The sequence below is a fragment of the Ralstonia psammae genome (assembly GCF_958405935.1).
GTDB lineage: Bacteria > Pseudomonadota > Gammaproteobacteria > Burkholderiales > Burkholderiaceae > Ralstonia > Ralstonia psammae.
Window position 1 is genome coordinate 615,563 of sequence record NZ_CATZBU010000001.1, and the last position, 17,296, is coordinate 632,858.

Genomic DNA, 17,296 nt, shown 5'->3' on the forward strand with positions numbered 1-17,296 from the left:
CCCCATCACATGACAGGCCCCAACCCGATTCAGGTTTATCTCAGTGAGATTGGCCTGCAATGGCTCCTTCCCCGTGCGTTCCTTGTTAAGCGATATGGCGTCCGGCCGCACGCTGTCTATGACTGGGACGTGATTGAGTTTGAGACTCCGCGCCCGTTCGTGAAAGGCTTGCTTTGGCCGCTTTCAGCTCAGGTCTCCCCGCAGTTTTCCCCCAACGAGCCGGCTACCGAATTTTCGGGGATATCGTACGTCGATGACGATGCTGCTGAGAATCTTCGACGCACTGTTGACCAGTTGCAGCCTTTCCTCGGGGAGGGAACGGTACTGAGGAGTTCCAACTCTCTTGGGCACCGGTGGGTCTACAGTCTGGCGTCCGTTGAGTTGCATGTGTGGCCGCCCGAAATGCAACAAGGGCCAACGCTCAATCCCATTTACGAGAAGGAGCCCAGGCTCAAGGCGGGATGCTGGATTGGCATCACGACGGGATTTCGTCCATGGGTCAGCGAAACAGAAATAGCTCAACTCATGGCTTTCGAGCCGGTGGCCAGAATTCGCGAGGAATGGTTGGGGCCGGTACCTTCTTTCGCTCGGTCTGGCCTGCAGTACGAGTTAGAGTTCATTCGACCGCCTGACCCAGGCTTCGACCATTGCAAGGGGTGGATAGGATGTTCTGCCTACCGAACAGCATTCATCTTCTATGGCCGGGAGCTGTACTTTGTCCCTATGGAGGCTGTCATTCAGCTTCAGGTCGAACGTGTACTACCGGCAAAAGGTCCGGGTGGGTCATCCCTGCGTGTGCTTTGTCGCTGTGACTATGCTGGCCAGGAGACTAAGACACTTACGATTTGTAGCGCGAACGGCGTGGGCGACCTGGATGAGTTGGCCACCACGGTCAGCCGTGCCATTGCGAAGCCGCTTGTGTTTTCGCCCCTTTGGTACGACTGCTAGCAGGTGCTAAGTGCGTTGAGACAGATTGAACCGATAGTACCGAAATGAGCATCAGAGTGTACGAGTTCCTCGATGTTACGTTTGCAGTCGACCTGCTTTCGCGGACATATCGGCGTTCCGCCAGCAAATATGCAGAACCTGAAGGTTGCCGTGCAAACGGCAGCTGCGTCGCCCCACATTAGACGAAGCTATTTGCACGGCTATGTGGCGCGGAGACATTACACCGTACTCAAAACCTGGCCCAAAAACTCGCGTACTCGTGGATGTGCCGAGTCGGCGAAGAATTCGTCCGGCGGGGCGTCCACGACAATCCTCCCGCCGTCGATGAAGATGATGCGGTCTGCAACTCGCCGAGCGAACGACATCTCGTGAGTGACGCACAGCATCGTCATCCCTTCCGCGGCGAGCGTCACCATCGTATCCAGGACTTCCTTCACCATCTCCGGGTCAAGAGCTGAGGTCGGTTCGTCGAACAGCATGACCGAGGGGTTCATACAGAGGGCTCGAGCAATAGCCACGCGCTGCTGCTGTCCGCCTGAGAGCTGGGGAGGAAACTTGTCTGCTTGATTGCCGACCCGCACCTTGTTGAGAAGAGCCACTGCCGTCTTCTCTGCCTCTGCCGCGCTCATACCGCGCACCTTTACCGGAGCGAGCATGCAGTTCTTCAGAACGCTGTAGTTGGGAAAGAGATTGAAGCTTTGGAACACCATGCCGACATGACGACGCACATCGGACGCCTTGGCGTAGCGCTCGCCGCTTTGATGGCTGCGTACGATGACTTCGCCGCCATCGATGTCCTCGAGGCCGTTGATGCAACGGATAAGTGTCGATTTCCCAGAGCCTGATGGTCCGCAAATCACCACCTTTTGCCCGGCGTAGACCTTCAAGTTGATGTCATGCAGCACGGTGTGTGCTCCGAATTTCTTCGTCAGAGCAACGAGCTCCACGACGGGATTCTGAGTCGAGTTCAATTCAAGCTCCTAGCTTCCAATGCTATTCAGGCAGTGACGTTTGCCGCTACTGTGGACGGGACACGCAACGTTCCTCGCGCCTGCCGTCTATGGCGGAGGTAGTCCGCAAGCTCGGCTACAGCCGAGCAGATGATGAGATAGACCACTGCCGCGAACGTGTAGAACTCAATGAGCTTTCCATCGCGCTGAGCAACCTTGGAGGCTGCCCCGACGAAGTCGGTAAGGGAGAGCACATAAACCAGCGACGTGTCCTGGAACAGGATGACTGCCTGAGTCACCATGACGGGCACCATGGCCTTCAACGCCTGAGGAATGATGATGAGGGTGAACGTCTGCCAGGTTGAGAACCCGAGAGCCTTGGCACCTTCAAACTGCCCACGAGGTACCGACAGCAGACCCGAGCGAATGATTTCGCAGAAGTAGGCTGCTTCGAACAGCGTGTAGGTGACGAATGCCGACAGCTGCGGGCTCACCGATACCGACATTCCGCTGGGAGACATCGCTCGCAGGACGAGAGGTACCAGGAAAAAGAACCAGAACAACACCATGATGAGGGGGACAGACCTCATCACCGTAACGTACGCCCAGACTGTCTTGTCGAGAACGGGCACTCGAAGGTGGCGTATCACCGCGAGCACCGTGCCAATCAGCAGGCCACCAATGAACGCCACAGCTGTCAGCTGCAGCGTGAAGACCATGCCCATGCCCAAGTAGGGAAGCGCCGCGCGGATAGCATCGTAATCAAAAGACATCATGCGTTCTCCGGAGTCGATTTCGGGCCTGCGCGCCTATGAGAAATTGCGACGCCTCTGATAACGAGTTCGGCACAGCCGTAGACAAGCAGCGACAGTGCGAAGTAGACCAGCGTTACGTAGCTGAACGACTCGAAAGTTCTGAACGTGAATTCGTTCATCTGTTGCGCCTGCGCGGACAGTTCCATCAGGCCAATCGTCATGGCAACAGACGTGTTCTTCAGGAGCGCCAGTGCCTCGCTGGTGAGCGACGGTGCCATCGTGCGCAGCGCCTGGGGAACCAGGATGCACGCATAGGTGTTGAAGCTGGAAAGCCCAAGTGCGAATGCCGCCTCACGTTGGCCCTTCGGCAGTGACTGAATGCCCGCACGCACCTGTTCAGCTACGCGTGCTCCCGTGTACAGCCCAACCGCGACGAGCGCGGGCAAGAAGCTGCCCCAAATCGCCGGCATTTGTTTGATGGCGTTGCCGATGGGCGTTGGCAGAATCTCCGGGATGACGAAGTACCAGAGAAACGCTTGAACCAGGAGCGGTACGTTGCGGAAGACTTGCACATACGTGCGAGCGAGAATGCGGAAGGTCGCGCTCTGTGCCGTCCTACCGCAGCCGACTACAACTCCGAAGACGGTGGCGATTACGGCTCCGCCAACCCAGAGAAGTACCGTCCATCTCAGGCCGGACAGCAGCCAGTCGATGTACCGCCCGCCGTCGATAGTTGTTTCGAATAGCAATTGCATGACTGAAACGCTCGATGAGGGCAGCCGAAGGCTGCCCGTATTTGACTTCAGTTACGCCGGCACTTTGTCGCTCGGAGCCTTCACGCGCTCCTTGAGGTCCGGACTCATCGGGAAGTTCAGCTTGATGCCACGCGGCGGAATCGCACCTTCGAACCACTTCTTGTAAATCTGTTCGAACTCGCCAGACGCCATGAGCGATTTCAGCGTATCGTCGACGACCTTCTTGAAGGCTGGGTCGTCCTTCGCAATCATCAAGCCGTAGTACAGCGAGTTGTACGACTCGGGAAGGAACGTGTACGCATTCGGGTCCTTGGCGTCAGCCTTCTTCGCGGCGAGAAGGATGTCGTCCTCAATGAAGGCTGCAGCGCGGCCACTTTCCAGAACGAGCATCGATTCGCTGTGGTCATGAGCGGGGATGTACTGGAGATTGAGGTTGTTCTTCTCGCTGATTTCCTTTGCGAAGCCCAGGGCATTGGACCCTTGCGTGTACACGACAGTCTTGCCTTTCAGGTCCGCGGCAGACTTGAGGCCTGCGTTGGCCTTCACCAGCCAGCGCGTGTGGCTCACAAAGGTCGCAACGGAGAAGCCGACCTGCTTCTGTCGTTCCAGGCTATTCGCCGTGCTGGCACACTCGATGTCGACGTTGCCGTTGTTGACCAACGCAATGCGATTGGCTGAAGTCACGGGAACATTCGTCACCTTGAGCGATGGCATACCAAGCGTCTGCTTCACCTTGTCCACGACCTTCTGACAAAGGTCGATGGAGAACCCAACGTAATGCTGGTTCTGGTCGAGAAACGAGAACGGGACAGAAGCATCCCGGACGCCGAGGCGAATCTCACCTGCGTTCTTTATCTTCGCGAGCGTGTCTGCCGCATTTGCGTTGGTGAAAGACGCGAATGCGCATGCCGTGACAAGCAGCGCCGCCTGAGTAAATCGTTGCAACATACCCCGCACTCCTTCTAGTTGTGGTGCCAGCGACCGACAATGTTGACGAACACCCCGATGGGGCGTAAGGGCACTCTAGGCTGGCGAAAAATAGAAAAAAAGGCGGCGGTTTCTTTCCAAATACGAAAGAAAAGCTTTCCATCGGGGGGATGCGCAGCGACCAGCGACGGGGTCCGTGAAGAGAGACAGCTTCCCATGAACCCAGGCTACAGGCGCTTTTCTCGCTCAAGGCTTACGTGACGGCGCTACTGCAGCGTGACGTGAAACAGGTCCAGCTGGCGCAACAGCTTGGGCCGCCGGATTGGGGAATGTCCCTACACGAGAGAGTCGTGATTCGGCCCGGCAAGGAGACAGGCCGGCTTGTCGCAACTCAAGCTACGTCGACAGCAGCCATCTGGAGTGCGTCGAGTACGGCAGCAACGGCGGGGCGTTTCGCAATACCGCGCGCTAGTGCAACAAAGACTCGTCGATTGAGCACTGGGGCAATAGGAATAATGGAGAAGTCCGGGTCATTTTCGACCAGCTTGAGAGCCAATCGGGGGAGCACGGCAACTACTCCACCTCTTCGAACCATCTCAAGCGTTACAGCGGTATTCCGGCTGCTGGCGGTCACCTTGGGAGTGAAACCAGCAGCGTAGCAAGCGTTCAGCAGAAACGTGTGATAGGTGGATGCCGATTGATTCAGCGCCCACCGTTCGTGAGCCAAATCGGATAACTGAATCGACTTGCGCCCAGCAAGCTTGTGGTCGGCACCCACAACAGCGTCGAAATGGTCAACGCAGAGGGGGCTGAACTCGAGCGCTTCGGCCAGAGCTTCCGCGCTTACGAGGTCGTCGACGATGGCCAGGTCTGTTTGCTTTGCGGCGGCGGCTCGGAGCCCTTCTGACGGCTCCAACTCCATAAACAAGACGGTCAGCATGGGGTGCTGTTCCAGCAACCTAGACACCGCGCGCGGCACAACCGTACTTGCAAGTGAGCCGAACGCCGCCAGCCGCACTTCACCGGTCACCTCCACATTCGCAGCGGCGACTTCAGCTTCGATTTCCTCTGCCATCGCAAACAGGTCTGTCGCGCGTGCTACTAGCCGTCGGCCTGCCGGCGTGAGCTGCACACCTCGGCCTGAGCGCTCTATGAGCACCGTGTCCAGGTCATCTTCAAGTTGCGCCAGCTGCTGAGACACCGCTGGCCTGGTCAGATGCACAGCTTCGGCCACTGCTGAAATTGTCCCCAGCACCGAAAGTTCGTGCAGCAGCCTTAACCGCCCAAGATGAAGCATCCCACGCCTCCGCCAATGTGGATTCTCGAGGTGAATGGTAAGCAATAGTTACTCATACCGTCAAAAACTGTCGTCTTTTTTTTCTAAAAACCTCTCCCTATAGTTCTCTCCACCGACACGTATCCCTCGCTGACGCAGGGAAAGCCCTCGATGAGCGAAGGTTGGCGCGCGACACCGCCCACGTCATATCGGTCCAGATAACCAGGTCTTCGTTGGAGATAGTTGAAATGAAAGTTGCATTCATCGGTGTGGGACGTATGGGGGGCCGAATGGCTGCTCGTCTGGTCGCTGCGGGGTACGAAGTGCGCGTGTACGACCCGAGCCAGGCCGCGGTCGATGCGCTCGCATCGAAAGGTGCGATTGCATCCAAGAGCCCTGCAGAAGCCGCACAAGGTGCCGAGTACATCCTGCTCAGCCTTCCGAGCCCCAAGACGCTGCGCGATGCCGTACTGGGCGAAAGTGGTGTACTGAAAACGGCTACCGATGGTTCGATTGTTGTCGACTTCAGCACCGTCGACCCAGCCACCACCAAGGAAATCGCGGCAATCGCAGCTAAGCAAGGTATTCAATTCGTCGACTCCCCCGTCAGCGGCGGTGTCGCCGGTGCGGAGAACGGCAAGCTCGTGCTGATGGTCGGTTGTTCGGCAGACTTGCTGAAGAAGCTGCAGCCGGTTTTCGAAGTCCTTGCCGGCCGCGTGGTCCATTGCGGCCCGACCGGTGCCGGTCAGCTCACCAAGCTCAGCCACAACCTGCTAACGGCCATCAACACGGTGGCCCTGGGCGAAGTCCTCACAGCCAGCGTCAAGGCCGGCGCAAACCTCGAAGTTCTGTGCGAAGTGCTGACCGCAGGTTTGGCCGGCAGCAAGATGCTCGACTATCTGCCGAAGACGCTCTTTACCGCGGAACGTCCGGCGAACTTCGCCATCGACTTGATGCACAAGGACATCAAGTTGTGCCTCGACGAATTCTCCAATCTGCCGATGCCGCTGGGTCAACTGGTGCTGCAGACCTACAACGCTGCACGCGCCAAGGGCCTGGGTAGCAAGGATTCGACCAGCGTCAATGAAATCTACGAAGAGCTGCTCGGCGTGCGCCTCAGCCTGCCTTCGGCTCAGTAAATCCGGTAGAAATCAAAAGGAATCAACGTGAACACTCTCACTGACAATGTTGCCGCTGAAGTCGTCCTTCCGAGTGCAGGCATTACTGGTCTTCTGATTAACGGCGAATGGCGCACGCCCGCGAAGGGCAAGACACTGGATGTCGAGAACCCGTCGCGCCGCACCAAACTCGCCACGATTGGTGCGAGCGACGCAGACGACGTCAACGCTGCTGTTGCTGCAGCAAGTGCTGCGTTCCCGAAGTGGCGTCGTCTTGCGTCTCGCGCACGTGGCGCTCTGCTGACCGAGCTCGGCAACCGCGTCACTGCCAACGCGGAAGAGATTGCCCGTGTGCTCGCCGCCGAAAGCGGTAACGCACTGCGTACACAAAGCCGTCCGGAAGTCCTGGGCGCAGCTGAGGTGCTGCGCTACTACGGTGGTGTGATTGCGGAGCAGAAAGGCGAGACGCTCCCGCTTGGCCCAGGCATCTTCAGCTACTCGACTCGTGAGCCGCTTGGCGTGGTTGGCGCAATCATCCCCTGGAATTCGCCGGTTGTGCTGGCCGCTGTGAAAATCGGCATGGCTCTGGGTACCGGCAATACGCTGGTGCTCAAGCCGGCAGAAGACGCGCCGCTGGCGGTCATCAAAATCGCCGAGCTTGCCGCTGACCTGTTCCCCGCCGGGGTGTTCAATGTCGTTACCGGCACGGGTCTGGAAGCTGGCGCTCCGCTGTCGGCACATCCGAGCGTGGCCAAGGTGTCCTTCACAGGTTCGCTCGAAGTCGGCAAGCTCGTTGGCCATGCTGTCGCCGACCGTATTGCACGCTCCACGCTTGAGCTCGGTGGTAAAAGCCCGTGCATCGTGTATCCGGACGCGGCAACGCCCGAGCACATCGACGCCACAGTCACCGGCATCATCAATGCCATGCGCTTCGCTCGCCAAGGGCAGTCTTGCACCGCGGGTTCCCGCTTGTACGTTCACAAGAGCGTGTGGGAGCCGGTTATGGCGAAGGTCGTCGCGAAGGTTCAAGAAATGAAGATTGGTGACGCCCTCGATGAAGCCAACGACATCGGCGCCATCATCAACGCTGAACGCTACTCCGAAGTCCGCGCATTCATCGACGAGGCAATCAACAAAGGTGCAACGGTACTGACGGGCGCTCTGCCGCCGAAGGTCGAAGATGCCAAGGGCTTCTTCCCTGCACCGGTCATTTTCTCCGGCGTGGACAACAGCTGGCGCGTTACGCGCGAGGAAGTGTTCGGCCCTGTGCTGGTCGCCATCCCCTGGACTGACGAAGAAGAGGTCCTGAACTGGGCCAATGACACGGTCTACGGTCTCGCGGCATACGTGTTCACGAACGACCTGACCACAGCATTGCGTGCAACCGAACGTATCGATGCAGGCTGGCTTCAAGTGAACCGCGCCGGCGGCCAGATTCCGGGCATGTCGTACGGCGGTGCCAAGCAAAGCGGCATTGGCGCCGAGTATTCGATTGAAGGCGCACTTGAGGCTTACACATCCCGCAAGAGCGTGACCATCAACGTCTGACGAAAGAAGAAAAAGAGAACCCAAGCGGTCCGGCAACGACCCGGACCGCTGGAGAGACTTTGGCAAGAGGAGGTAACACGTGGCGGCAAATCTCAACATCGCAGCAACAGCGCATGCCGAAGGCGGGCACAAAGTGTCCAGTCGCGCTGCATTCAGTTCATTCATCGGCACGACGGTCGAATGGTACGACTACTTCCTTTATGGCACCGCCGCAGCGCTGGTCTTTCCGAAGGTCTTCTTCAATGACCTATCTCCGGAAATGGCAACGCTGGCGTCGATGGCAACTTTTGCGGTTGCATTCATCATTCGGCCCCTTGGAGGAATGGTCATCGGCCATTTCGGTGACCAGATGGGCCGGAAAAAGATGCTCGTCTTCACACTGTTGATGATGGGGCTGTGTACCGCGGCAATCGGCTTTCTTCCGACCCAAAACAGCATCGGTCACTGGAGCCCGGCTCTGCTCATCCTGTTGCGAGTCATCCAGGGTTTCGCCCTTGGCGGCGAATGGGGTGGTGCAGCATTGATGTCTGTCGAGCACGCTCCGGAAGGACGCAGAGGCTTGTTCGGTAGCACGATGCAAATGGGGGTGCCGGCAGGCTTGCTTGTTTCGAGCGGCGCATTTGCGTTGGTATCCACGTTGCCTGACGAGCAGTTCTTTGCTTGGGGATGGCGTATCCCGTTCATTCTCAGCCTGGCGTTGCTGGCCGTCGGTATGTACATCCGCCTGCAAGTCTCGGAGCCGCCCGCATTTGAGAAGGTGCGAAGCGAAGGCAATGTTTCTCGGGCACCGTTGCTCGAAGTGTGGCGCAACGAGAAGAAGAAAACGCTCATCATGGTTTTCTTCCAGACTGTCGCTAACGTCGGCTACTTCCTCATCACGGTCTACGCGCTCACGTACGTCACCAGCACCCTTCATCTGCCGCGGAGTGTTGCGACTACTGCGCTCTTGGTCGCTGCTGCAGTTGACCTCTTCATGCAACCTGTCTTCGGATGGTTGTCTGACCAGATTGGCCGACGTGCTGTGTATGCCATCGGGACCATCTTCTTCGCCTTGTACGCGTTTCCGATGTTCTGGCTGCTCGACACGGGCAATCCAGCACTCATCACCCTGGCCATCACGCTTGGGCTCGGCATCGGCCATGCAGCAACGGGCTCGCTGCACGGCGTTATCTACGCTGAACAGTACCCGACGCGCTATCGCTTCTCCGGCTCGTCGACTGCATACCAACTCTCGGGGATTGTATCGAGCGCCCCGACACCGCTGATTGCTGCATGGCTGGTCGCACGCACCGGTAGCTCGTCCGCTGTGTCCTGGTACGTAGTTGTTGCCGCAGCGATTTCGCTGATTTGCATCTTGCTGGTCAAAGAAACCTACCGCGCTCGCATTGACCAGTAACGAGATAAAAAGTGACTCCAATACCTGACCAAATTGCTGGAGACCGCATTGACCGTCTCATGACGGTCGAGATTCGGCCTCTTAACGGCGGCCTTCCGCCTGGCTATGTTGTTCCCATGTATTCGGTTTGCCGCGCTTATCACGGCGAGCCTCTCAGTTCCCTGGCGGCGCGACGACTGCGCGAAACCATTAGTCGAGGGGATGTCGTGTTTATCGCGACGGGCGCAGGAACCCCTCCCAAGCTACCGTATGGCGAGACGGATGGGCCGGTCGGCGCGGCGGTACTTGCACGCGCAATCATGCTTGGCTTGGGTGCTCGTGTCGTGATGGTTACGGAAGATGCGCACGTCGAGCCTGTGAATGCGGTGGCTCAGATTGTCAACGATGAGCTGACCGGCTACGCACCCATTCGCACGGAATGCTTTCCCCTGGGATTGCCGGACGGGGAAAGCTTCGCGGAGGCTCTCATGGAGAAGTACCGCCCGCGCGCTGTGATTTTTGTCGAGCGCGATGGACCGAATAAGGAGGGCTTCTTCCACGGCGTGCGTGGCGATTGCCGAAATCCTGAAGATGTCGGCCACGTGTATCTCTTGGCTGACCTTGCGCGAAAAGCGGGAGGACTCACCGTAGGTATCGGTGATGGGGGCAATGAAGTCGGCTTTGGGGCGGTGCGCGATGAAATTACTGCTGTGCATCCGTTCGGCGGCAAGTCCCACGCAGGACACCCGTCAGGAGTTGTGACGGTAACCGCGACGGACGTGGTGGTGAGCGCCTCCGTGTCGAACTGGGGCGCCTACGGCGTCGCAGCTGCTCTAGCGTGGCAAGAAAGAACGCCCTCGCTATTGCACCCTCCATCGATGGAGCGAGACCTCATCCAGGCAACCGTGAAAGCCGGCGCCCGCGATGGCGCCACGTCGAAAGCAGAAGACGCCGTCGACGGCATCCACTGGGAAGGTCACTCAGCGTTCATCAGCCTGATGCACCAAATCGTCTCGGTTGCTCGCTAAATCCTCAAGTCCTTTCGCTGCCGCAGGTCGCGGCAGCATCGCTAATAGCAGGTACACGTCATGAGTTCCGTCAAGCTAGCAGAAAAGCAAAGCCAGACGCCCGCAGTCAATACGGACAGTTTCGGAAACCCCATCGACCCCACCGTGGGTTTTGCGCGTGGCACGATTATTCGCTCGAGCATCGATGAAGCTCTTCGTCTGCGACGGGGACAGGAAATCGCGGCTCAGCGCGTGAGGCTGCTCGGCGCAGAGTCCATTGGCGTGTTCACCGGGAATCAACGCGACTTCCCCATCTTGCCCGAGGACATCGCGACGCTCTGCGAAGAGTGGGTCGGCCCTGGACTTGCGGCCGAGGAGCTGCGCCAGGTCGCCATTGGACACATGGGCGGCAAGAGCGACGACGCGGTTGCAACGTTCAACCGAACGAGCGCAGGCATCATCGCCACGATTGCCGCATTGGCAGATGGTGCGCCGGTCGTTTCTGTCGTACCTCCCGGCGGACGCTCACATGCCTCGGTTGTTCGCGGCGCGAAGATTGCCGGTGTCACGTTGGTCGAGGTTCAAGGCGACAAAGACTGGCAATCCGCCATCAAGACTCATCGGCCGCTGCTTGTCGTGATTACCACGGTGACCAGTAGCCTGGAGCGTCTCCAAGATGGAGTGACGACCGAGGTCATTCACTTTGCACATACCTTTGGTGCAAAAGTATTCCTGGACGAGGCATACGGCGCGCGCCTTCGAACGGTACTTCACGGCGGGCAACTGAGCTTGCAATTGGGTGCCGAAATCTCGATTACCAACTGCGATAAGGCAGGCCTGTCTGGTCCTCGCGCCGGCATCCTCGTGGGGCGCCCTGAGTTGGTTACCGCAGCGGCAGCCAAGGGGGCAGAGTTCGGCATGGAGGCACGTGCCCCAATCTCTGCGGCGGTGCTGCGCTCATTGAAAAAGTACGAGCCTGATGACCTCCGTAAAGAAGCGGAGGCCGGGCAGGAGCTCGCCACCGTCCTTGCGCGGACGCTCGGCAAAGACGTGGTCCAACGAAGCGACTTGGGTCCCATGGTTGATGAGGATTCAGTCCTCCGCGTGCTGCTGAAACTTGCTGGAAAGGAAAACACGAAGCCTGTGGTGGTGCCGTGTGAAGCGACGTCCGCACTGGGCATGGTTCTTCTACAAGACCACGGGGTATTGACCGTCAACACACATGGCCAACCTGGGGCTCGTGTCTCGCTGCGACTCAAGCCAACACTCGACGCACTCGGCCGTGTTGGGGGCTTTGACGCCGTGGTCAACGCCGTTATCGCATCCCTACAAAAGGTAGCCAAGGTCATTGACGACCGTGCTGCCATGTCGCAAATCATCACTGGGAAATGACGATGTCGCAAGCAAGCTTCGCCGCATTCGACGAACGTCTGGACGCGCTGATTTCTCTGGATTTGGGTGGTCGCGGTGTGGAGGGCCTTTACAAGGCGGCTCGCGAGCGCCAGGGGCAAGCCTTGGTGGGGGCAGCTGCAGATGCGCTGGCTTCCATTCCCGAGAAGGCGAATGTTTTCGTGACCACAGGCTCGGTCTCTCGCGCCTGGATTTCCCCAACTATCGGGGAGAACGATGGGCCCGCCGGCCTGGCGGTCATCGTTCGCGCGCTATCAATCGCGAAGAAGGCGCTGTGCATAGCGTTCGTCGAAGAAACGTTGATTGAATCGACGTCGGCAATCCTTACGTCGGCGGGCCTTACCGTGCTGCCCTACGAGCAAGCGAAGATTGCCCGCGATGATGGCAGCCTGGCCGTCGTCTGCGTCGAGCCGTTCCCCATTGAAGATACCGCAGCCAAAGAGGCGTCGAAGGCCTTGATTGCGAAGTACCAGCCTGCGCTGTTCTTTTCGACTGAGCGAGTCGGCCGCAACGCTGATGGCATCTACTGCAGCATGCGCGGTATTGACTACGGGATGGGGCGCGCCCGCATCGACTTCATGTTCGATGAGGCGCTTGCACAAGGTATCCCAACTGTCGCAGTTGGTGACGGCGGCAACGAAATCGGCATGGGCGTTGTCGCAGACGCGGTCAAGAAGTACGTGAAATTCGGCGACGCGCGTCCGGACGGAAGCCGCGGCATCGGCGCGGTTACCGGGACTGATGTCCTCGTCACTGCTGCCTGCTCGAACTGGGGTTGCTATGCAATCGCGGGAGCGTTCGCTGCCCGCCTCGGTAAGCCCGGTCTTGCTCATACGCCTGCCCTCGAGCAGACGCTGCTGCGTCGTGGCGTCGACGTGGGCCTCATCAACTCTGTCGCGAACATTGTCGACGGCAACGTTGATGGCATTCCTGAGGCGACGCATCTGGCAGTCGTCCAACTGATTGCGACCATCATCCAACCGGTGTTCAAATGACTTTCGCTGACAATCCCTATTGGCACGTGGCGCCCTCGCAGCCCGTCCAGCCATCTCCTTTCGGAGCAAAGACCGCCAAGCAAAAACCGCACTCTGCGTACGCGCTGCTGCAGCAAATGCCAGTAGCTGCATTGGCGGGGAATGTGATGGAGCGCCCAGACGTTTCTGGTATTGCCATCCTGGGCTACAACTAGCATCGTGGGTGCCCAGATGGCTACGACTCATCGCATTGTGATTATCGGCGGTGGCGCCGGTGGATTGGAACTGGCAACACGGCTCGGCGACACTTTAGGAAAATCCTCGCGTGCTCAGATAACGCTTGTTGACCGGTGCCCGACGCATGTCTGGAAGCCACTTCTCCATGAAGTTGCCGCCGGCAGTCTTGACACGAGTGCTCATCAAATCGAGTACGCTGCCCAGGCGCATTGGCATCATTTCGAGTTTTCTCAGGGTGAGCTTGTCGGGCTTGACCGCAATGCGAAAACGCTGCGTCTTGCGCCTGTCGTTGACGCTGACTCCGGTGACGAGATTCTTCCGTTGCGGGACTTGGCATATGACACGCTGGTACTTGCGCTCGGCAGCCAGACCAATTTCTTTGGCGTGCCGGGAGCGCAGGAGAATGCGATTCCGCTGGACACGTTGGAGCAGGCGGAAAAGCTGCGCCGCCGCCTCCTGCAGACGTGCATCAGGAAAGGGAAGGCAGCGACATCCACCGCTCGCCAAGGTGTGCACGTTGCAATCATCGGCGGTGGGGCGACAGGCGTGGAGCTTTCTGCTGAGCTGCGCCGTATGGAGAAGGTGTTCCGGCAGTTCGGACTGCACTCGCCAAATCAAGGCCGAGACATCAGCATCATCTTGCTCGAAGCAGGCCCTCGTTTGCTCCCGGCCCTTTCCCTTCGTGTGGCAACCGCTACGACGAATCTGCTACGCAAACTGGGCATTCAAGTCTCTGTTGGCGACCCCGTCACCAACGTAGGCGAAGCGGATGTGCGGACCCAGAGCGGGCGACTGCTGCCGGCGGACATCACCATCTGGGCTGCGGGCATCAAGGCGCCCGAGCTTTTGGCAAATCTTGACGGTATTGCGGTGAATCGTATCAACCAGGTGAAGGTGACACGCAGTCTGCAAAGCGAGTCGGACGAAAACGTCTTCGCGCTTGGTGACTGCGCCAGTTGCACTTGGAAGGGCGACCGGTTCGTGCCGCCCCGTGCGCAAGCGGCGCATCAGCAAGCAGCATTCCTCGCCAAAACACTGCGCGCGCGAATCGAAGGGAATCCGTTGCCTGCGTTCAAGTACACCGACCATGGTTCGCTTGTATCGCTGGGCGGTGCATCGGCGGTCGGCAGTCTGATGGGCGGCATCATCGGGGGGAGCATCCTGGTTGAGGGCCTCGTTGCCCGAATCATGTACGCCTCCCTCTATAGGAAGCACATCGCCACGGTTGCCGGGATGCGACGGATGCTGCTTGACTGTCTCGTCCACGGCTTGCGGAGAGTCGGAATGCCTCGCGTGAAGCTTCACTAGCGTTGAGTACACGGCCATCCCGGCCGTCCCTGAGTTTTGGTGTGCCGTCTCAACGTCACCGCGTCTTCTGTAAGCAGGTTTGCTTTGACGTCCCGCCTATCGGCTTCAAAATTCCATGACGAAAATCTTTGACAACACGGCCATTCGCTCCCAGTTTCCCGCTGCAAGCCGGATGCTCTACTTGGACTCAGCGCACCAAACTCCGCTATGCGCGCGAGTGCGCGCAGCGCTTGAGCATTTCTTCGACGAAGGCTACGAGACCGCAGGTCCGAAACCCGTCTGGCTCGAACGCATAGAAGTTGTCCGAGGACGGCTGGCGCGCTTCATCGGTGCGGGTGCAGATGAGATTGCGTACACGAAGAACACGTCGGAAGGGCTGAACATCGCAGCGAACGCTATTGACCTAAAGGCTGGTGACAACGTTCTGATGATTGAGGGTGACCACCCAAACAACGCGTACGCTTGGCTGAACCTCAAACGGAAGGGTATTGACGTCAGGTTTATCAAACTCGAGACGGACATTGCATCGGCGGATACCTTCACACCTCACATTGACAGCCGGACACGAGTCATCTCGCTCTCACACGTCACGTTTCATGCAGGTCAGCGGCACGACATCGCCTCTATTGGCGCTCTATGCAAAAGCCATGGCCTGTATCTTGTTGTTGATGCAATGCAGTCTGTTGGCGTTCTGCCCGTGGATGTGAAAGCAATGGGCGTTTCAATGCTGGCTGCGGGGTGTCACAAGGGCCTCCTCGTCCCACAGGGGCTTGGGTTCTTGTATGTAGACAAGGACCTCGATGCGCTGCAGCCGGCGTATCTCGCCACTGCTGGCTTGGCGCACCCTCCGGCGGATTTCATTGCCCGTCCGGACGATTTGACACTGCGCTCTGGCGCGGGCCGATTTGAACTGGGCAACTTCAATCTGCCGGACATCCATGCCCTGGGGGCGTCGCTTTCGATGATTGACGAAGTTGGTGCAGACAATGTCGAGGCTCACGTCCTACGCTTAGGCGATAGGCTTTTGGCAGGGCTCGATGAGCTTGGCATTGGAATTGCCGGACCACGAGAGCGAAAGCACCGTGCTCACATCTACGTGATGAAGATACCGCGCGACTGGCTGCCGTACTTCGAAGCGCACAACGTTCGAGTGTCACCTGAGAGAGATGGCATTCGCGTGTCATTCGGGCTCTTCAACAACGAGAACGACGTTGACGCACTTTTGGAGTTGCTGCGCACGCGCATGCAGTAAAGACGAGCGGGCTCAGAGCTGACAGCTATGGGGAAGTTGTTGGTTCCCGTGAGCGTGGCCGAGGCTGCCAGACGCCTCGATGTCGACGTGCGCCTGCTCTATCAGAGTGCCAACAAGGAGGCTCGTATCCTAGCCGAGCGCTGGCGGCAATATACGCGGCGCCGTGGTGAGCACAGTATTGCGAATGCGCGTGAGGCCATCGAAGTCGCCTGCCAGGACATCGTCAGTCAGGGCAAGGCAATCAACCTCCGAGAGGTGAAGGAACGAGTACCCCCAGAAGTCCTCGGGAGCGTGCGAAACGTTATCAGCCTAGTCCAGGGCGCAAGAGCGCGTATCGAGGCAGATTGACCACCTCAAACCAAAGAAAAAGCCGGCCAAGTGGCCGGCTTTTTTGCGTCCATCGTTCCCCCTGCGAGCAGGGAAAACCGGTCAGGCTAGCACCGTTTTTCGATAAAACATAATGTGGCCCAACGGGTAAACAACCATAACCTGTCCAAATGGCCACCTTATGCTTAACGGCACAGCCGCTTTTACGTGCGCGATCCGTTTGGCAACGTGGTCAACATCCTGGCGCACCGGTAACACGCCAACATCGCATAAAAAAACGCCCGCATGCCAATGGCGATGCGGGCGCGGCAGTGCCGGCGACCGGCTACCGGCTACCGGCTACCGGTGCTTGCCGTTGTGGGTGCGCTTATCCTGGTGTGCGTTCGCGTCTTTGTCCTTGTCGACCACGCGCGTGATGCCGCCCGTAGCGGGCGGATCACTGGCCGGGAAGCTGTCTTCCACAGCCTTTTCCACCAACTCCTCACGCTTGTGTGCGTGCGGATGCTTCTCTTTCTTGCCCTTCTCCATAACGCCCTCCTGTTTCAAGCATTGGCTGACGGCACGCGAGCGTACGGCGTGCCTGTGCGCTGTCAGTACTCTTCCCAATACGGACGCGAGCCGTAGTACTCGTGCACGGCCTGGGCCCAGATCGGGTCGGCCATCTTGGGCCAGTGGTCCTTGTGGAAGCCGGGAGCGGCCTCGAGGCGGTCCTTGTTGGCATCGAGCACGAAGCACTTGCGGTCAATGTCCAGGGACAGGGCGCTCCACGGCACGGCAAAGAGCTTGTCGCCGATGCCCAGGAAGCCGCCCACTGACATCACCGCATAGGCGACCCGGCCGCGCTGCACGTCGAGCATGATGTCGGTGATCTTGCCGATGTCCTCCCCGTTGAGGTTGACGACGCGATCGCCCTCCAGCGTATCTGCAGCCATCAGTTCGGGGCCGGGGCCGGCTGAATCGGTATCGGCGCGCCCGATGATGCGCATGCGTACGCCAGCGGTGGTTCCTATACCAGTGCCAGTGCCGGTGCCGAGCGGGGTGCCGGTTGTCGTGGTTTGCATAGCAGTTACCTCCCATCAATTGGCATTCAGGATGATGTGCGGCGGCCACGCATATGCGCGGCGTCTGT

The 17,296-nt window shown here is 58.8% G+C and carries 18 protein-coding genes; 11 read left to right on the forward strand and 7 right to left on the reverse strand.

Annotation, left to right across the window (positions count from 1 at the left end):
• Positions 1 to 9: 9 nt before the first annotated feature.
• The gene (locus tag R2N16_RS03015; protein ID WP_316664104.1) at positions 10 to 948 is read left to right on the forward strand and encodes a hypothetical protein; all 939 of its coding nucleotides are present in this window, start codon (positions 10 to 12) and stop codon (positions 946 to 948) included.
• A gap of 218 nt (positions 949 to 1,166) precedes the next feature.
• On the opposite strand, the gene R2N16_RS03020 is transcribed toward R2N16_RS03015, so the two are convergent.
• The 5 genes from R2N16_RS03020 to R2N16_RS03040 form a co-directional block, all read right to left on the reverse strand.
• Positions 1,167 to 1,919, reverse strand: a complete 753-nt coding sequence (locus R2N16_RS03020) for an amino acid ABC transporter ATP-binding protein (RefSeq protein ID WP_316664105.1) — start codon at positions 1,917 to 1,919, stop codon at positions 1,167 to 1,169.
• 26 nt (positions 1,920 to 1,945) lie between these two features.
• Positions 1,946 to 2,674, reverse strand: a complete 729-nt coding sequence (locus R2N16_RS03025; protein WP_316664106.1) for an amino acid ABC transporter permease — start codon at positions 2,672 to 2,674, stop codon at positions 1,946 to 1,948.
• Entirely contained in the window at positions 2,671 to 3,408 is a 738-nt protein-coding gene (locus tag R2N16_RS03030) for an amino acid ABC transporter permease (protein WP_316664107.1), read from the reverse strand. Before R2N16_RS03030 ends, R2N16_RS03025 begins: the two co-directional genes overlap by 4 nt.
• A 51-nt stretch (positions 3,409 to 3,459) precedes the next feature.
• A complete protein-coding gene (locus R2N16_RS03035) occupies positions 3,460 to 4,356 on the reverse strand; it encodes an amino acid ABC transporter substrate-binding protein (RefSeq protein WP_316664108.1) in 897 nt (298 codons plus the stop codon).
• Positions 4,357 to 4,726: 370 nt separating this feature from the next.
• On the reverse strand, positions 4,727 to 5,632 hold the full coding sequence (locus R2N16_RS03040; protein ID WP_316664109.1) for a LysR family transcriptional regulator: 906 nt from the start codon (positions 5,630 to 5,632) through the stop codon (positions 4,727 to 4,729).
• Between the two features lie 161 nt (positions 5,633 to 5,793).
• Between R2N16_RS03040 and R2N16_RS03045 the strand changes: the two genes are divergently transcribed.
• The 10 genes from R2N16_RS03045 (at position 5,794) to R2N16_RS03090 (ending at position 16,188) form a co-directional block, all read left to right on the forward strand.
• Positions 5,794 to 6,750: an NAD(P)-dependent oxidoreductase gene (locus tag R2N16_RS03045; protein WP_316664110.1), complete on the forward strand. Its 957-nt coding sequence runs from the start codon at positions 5,794 to 5,796 to the stop codon at positions 6,748 to 6,750.
• 27 nt (positions 6,751 to 6,777) lie between these two features.
• Positions 6,778 to 8,277 (forward strand): aldehyde dehydrogenase family protein, encoded by a 1,500-nt coding sequence (locus R2N16_RS03050; RefSeq protein WP_316664111.1) that lies wholly within the window; start codon positions 6,778 to 6,780, stop codon positions 8,275 to 8,277.
• Positions 8,278 to 8,356: 79 nt separating this feature from the next.
• On the forward strand, positions 8,357 to 9,673 hold the full coding sequence (locus tag R2N16_RS03055; RefSeq protein WP_316664112.1) for an MFS transporter: 1,317 nt from the start codon (positions 8,357 to 8,359) through the stop codon (positions 9,671 to 9,673).
• Between the two features lie 59 nt (positions 9,674 to 9,732).
• Positions 9,733 to 10,680: a glutamate cyclase domain-containing protein gene (locus R2N16_RS03060; protein WP_316664113.1), complete on the forward strand. Its 948-nt coding sequence runs from the start codon at positions 9,733 to 9,735 to the stop codon at positions 10,678 to 10,680.
• 60 nt (positions 10,681 to 10,740) lie between these two features.
• Positions 10,741 to 12,051, forward strand: coding sequence for a PLP-dependent aminotransferase family protein (locus R2N16_RS03065; RefSeq protein ID WP_316664114.1), 1,311 nt, complete (start codon positions 10,741 to 10,743; stop codon positions 12,049 to 12,051).
• A gap of 2 nt (positions 12,052 to 12,053) precedes the next feature.
• The gene (locus tag R2N16_RS03070) at positions 12,054 to 13,064 is read left to right on the forward strand and encodes a glutamate cyclase domain-containing protein (protein ID WP_316664116.1); all 1,011 of its coding nucleotides are present in this window, start codon (positions 12,054 to 12,056) and stop codon (positions 13,062 to 13,064) included.
• Positions 13,061 to 13,258, forward strand: a complete 198-nt coding sequence (locus tag R2N16_RS03075; RefSeq protein ID WP_316664117.1) for a hypothetical protein — start codon at positions 13,061 to 13,063, stop codon at positions 13,256 to 13,258. The genes R2N16_RS03070 and R2N16_RS03075 overlap by 4 nt, the downstream gene beginning before the upstream one ends.
• A gap of 16 nt (positions 13,259 to 13,274) precedes the next feature.
• The gene (locus R2N16_RS03080) at positions 13,275 to 14,588 is read left to right on the forward strand and encodes an NAD(P)/FAD-dependent oxidoreductase (protein WP_316664118.1); all 1,314 of its coding nucleotides are present in this window, start codon (positions 13,275 to 13,277) and stop codon (positions 14,586 to 14,588) included.
• Between the two features lie 115 nt (positions 14,589 to 14,703).
• Complete coding sequence (locus R2N16_RS03085) at positions 14,704 to 15,840, forward strand: aminotransferase class V-fold PLP-dependent enzyme (RefSeq protein WP_316664119.1); 1,137 nt, start codon at positions 14,704 to 14,706, stop codon at positions 15,838 to 15,840.
• A 27-nt stretch (positions 15,841 to 15,867) separates the two neighbouring features.
• Complete coding sequence (locus R2N16_RS03090) at positions 15,868 to 16,188, forward strand: hypothetical protein (RefSeq protein WP_316664120.1); 321 nt, start codon at positions 15,868 to 15,870, stop codon at positions 16,186 to 16,188.
• A 318-nt stretch (positions 16,189 to 16,506) separates the two neighbouring features.
• On the opposite strand, the gene R2N16_RS03095 is transcribed toward R2N16_RS03090, so the two are convergent.
• Positions 16,507 to 16,695 carry a hypothetical protein gene (locus R2N16_RS03095; RefSeq protein ID WP_316664121.1) on the reverse strand — a complete coding sequence of 63 codons (189 nt, stop codon included), beginning with the start codon at positions 16,693 to 16,695 and terminating at the stop codon, positions 16,507 to 16,509.
• Positions 16,696 to 16,757: 62 nt separating this feature from the next.
• Complete coding sequence (locus R2N16_RS03100; protein ID WP_316664122.1) at positions 16,758 to 17,228, reverse strand: PRC-barrel domain-containing protein; 471 nt, start codon at positions 17,226 to 17,228, stop codon at positions 16,758 to 16,760.
• Between the last annotated feature and the right edge of the window lie 68 nt (positions 17,229 to 17,296).